This window comes from Algibacter ulvanivorans, from assembly GCF_048381495.1.
In the GTDB taxonomy this organism is placed as follows: Bacteria; Bacteroidota; Bacteroidia; order Flavobacteriales; family Flavobacteriaceae; genus Algibacter_B; species Algibacter_B ulvanivorans.
This window is the reverse complement of record NZ_JBLWGD010000037.1, coordinates 1-363: the sequence shown is the minus strand read 5'-3', so window position 1 is coordinate 363 and position 363 is coordinate 1. Positions and strand designations below refer to the sequence as shown.

At 44.1% G+C, this 363-nt stretch carries 1 protein-coding gene; it reads left to right on the top strand.

The genetic code is table 11. From position 1 onward, the window contains the following. Nucleotides 1-363 (top strand): HYR domain-containing protein (locus ACNG5D_RS15880; RefSeq protein WP_418184512.1); only part of this gene is annotated, 363 nt, incomplete at both ends.

The window sequence follows — 363 nt, the reverse complement described above, 5'->3', positions numbered from 1 at the left end:
CTTTTGTAAACTGTGCTGCACCAGTATCTGTAAATGTTGATGCTAATGGCTGTTCTACAGCTGCCGCTAATGTCAATCTTGGAACGCCTACTGTGGATGATAACTGTAACACAACATCCATATCTAATGATGCACCTGCCGTGTTCCCATTAGGAGAAACAACGGTCACTTGGACCGTAACCGATGGTGCTGGTAATACGGCCACTTGTACGCAAACTGTGACTGTAACCGATAATAGCAATCCGACTTTTGTAAACTGTGCTGCACCGGTATCTGTAAATGTTGATGCTAATGGCTGTTCTACAGATGCCGCTAATGTCAATCTTGGAACGCCTACTGTGGATGATAACTGTAACACAACAT